Origin of the sequence: Thomasclavelia sp. (assembly GCF_047249845.1) — a bacterium.
Lineage (GTDB): Bacteria > Bacillota_I > Bacilli_A > Erysipelotrichales > Coprobacillaceae > Thomasclavelia.
Genome location: NZ_JBKTWO010000174.1, coordinates 1 through 1,677, shown reverse-complemented (window position 1 = coordinate 1,677; position 1,677 = coordinate 1). Strand labels below are relative to the sequence as shown.

Sequence of the window (1,677 nt, the reverse complement as noted above, 5' to 3'; positions counted from 1 at the left end):
TGATTATATTTCAAAACCGTTTCGTCCTCGTGAATTGCTATCTAGAATCCAAAATATTTTAAGAAGATATCATAAACAAGAGACTTTTTATCAATATCAAAACATCAAAGTCAATCCCTTAACAGGAAAAGTCTTTAAAGATAATTATGAAATCTTATTATCAGCTCTAGAATATCGTTTATAATTAATTTTCATTTCTTATCCAAATCAACTTCTTACAAGGGAATTTCTACTAGAAGAAATTTGGAATATTACTGGAGAAGATGTTTCTGACAATACATTATCTGTTTATATGAAAAGAATTAGAAATAAAATTGAAGATAATCCACAAAATCCTAATATTATTAAAACAATGCGAGGATTGGGATATAAATTAGGTGATTAATATGATTTATATATGTATATTGCTTATTATCATTATGATAGCATTGATAATATGTATGATTTATAAAGAAAAACAAATTAAACAAATATCTCAACAGGTTAATGCTATTCTTTTTCAACAAAAAGATATTTATATTCCTTATTATAAAGAAGGAACTTTATCTTTTCTTGAAAGTGAAATTGTAAAATTAGTTAATCGTTTATCTGAACAGAATCGCTTATTATTAGAAGATAAAATAATATTAAAACAATCATTAGAAGATATATCACATCAAATGAAAACACCATTAACTTCTTTAAATTTAGTTCATGAAAGATTAAAGATGACTGAAGGAACAGATAAGAAAAAACTATTAAAAGAACAGCAGCTTTTATTAGATAAAATAGAGTGGCTTGTTATAACATTATTAAAAATAGCACAAATAGATTCAAATACAGTTACATTTCAGAAAGAAAATATATCTCAAAAAGAATTATATATCAAATTGGTAAAGCCATTTGAAATACAATTAGAATTAAAAGATATTTCTATTGAATTAGAAGCTGATCAAACATATATTGAAGATATTGATATCTTATGGACTTTAGAAGCATTATCTAATATTTTTAAAAATTGCATAGAACATACTGAACAGGGTGGAAATATCAAGATAATGATGAATAATAATCCTTTATATAGTGAAATTATTATCCAAGATAATGGAAATGGAATTGATTCAGAAGATTTAATACATTTGTTTGAACGATTTTATAAGGGAAAGAATGCAACTCAACAAAGTGTTGGTATTGGATTATCATTGAGTCATATGATTATTGAAAAACAAAATGGTACAATAGCAGTTGAAAATACATATCCAGGAGCGAAGTTTACGATTCATTTCTATAAAGAAGTGATCTAAACTTTTTTCTTAAATGACAATTTTGTCACGAATGAGTCATGGTCTTGTCACCTTGACATTATATAATAAATGGTGTAAAGGGGAGATAATGATGAAAATATTAGAAGTTAGAAATATAACTAAAATTTATGGTCAAGATGATAATCAAGTTATTGCTTTGAAAGATGTATCATTTACAGTAGATAAAGGTGAATTCATTGCTATTGTTGGATCATCAGGTTCTGGAAAAAGTACTCTACTCCATTTAATTGGTGGGGTAGATAACACGACAAGTGGTGATGTTATTATTAATGGTGTCAATGTATATCAGCAAAATGAAGAACAATTAGCTATATTGAGGAGAAGGGAAGTAGGACTCATTTATCAATTTTATAATTTGATACCAGTTTTGACA

At 25.9% G+C, this 1,677-nt stretch carries 3 protein-coding genes and 1 pseudogene; all 4 read left to right on the top strand.

Going from position 1 to position 1,677, the window contains the following annotated elements; genetic code table 11:
• Positions 1-184: pseudogene (locus ACLR9T_RS14515) on the top strand (DNA-binding response regulator); the annotation flags it as partial.
• A 3-nt stretch (positions 185-187) separates the two neighbouring features.
• Positions 188-385, top strand: coding sequence for a winged helix-turn-helix domain-containing protein (locus ACLR9T_RS14510; protein WP_413110161.1), 198 nt, complete (start codon positions 188-190; stop codon positions 383-385).
• Positions 386-440: 55 nt separating this feature from the next.
• Positions 441-1,283, top strand: a complete 843-nt coding sequence (locus ACLR9T_RS14505) for a sensor histidine kinase (RefSeq protein ID WP_413110160.1) — start codon at positions 441-443, stop codon at positions 1,281-1,283.
• A gap of 91 nt (positions 1,284-1,374) precedes the next feature.
• A partial coding sequence (locus ACLR9T_RS14500; protein WP_413110159.1) for an ATP-binding cassette domain-containing protein occupies positions 1,375-1,677 on the top strand: 303 nt, incomplete at its 3' end.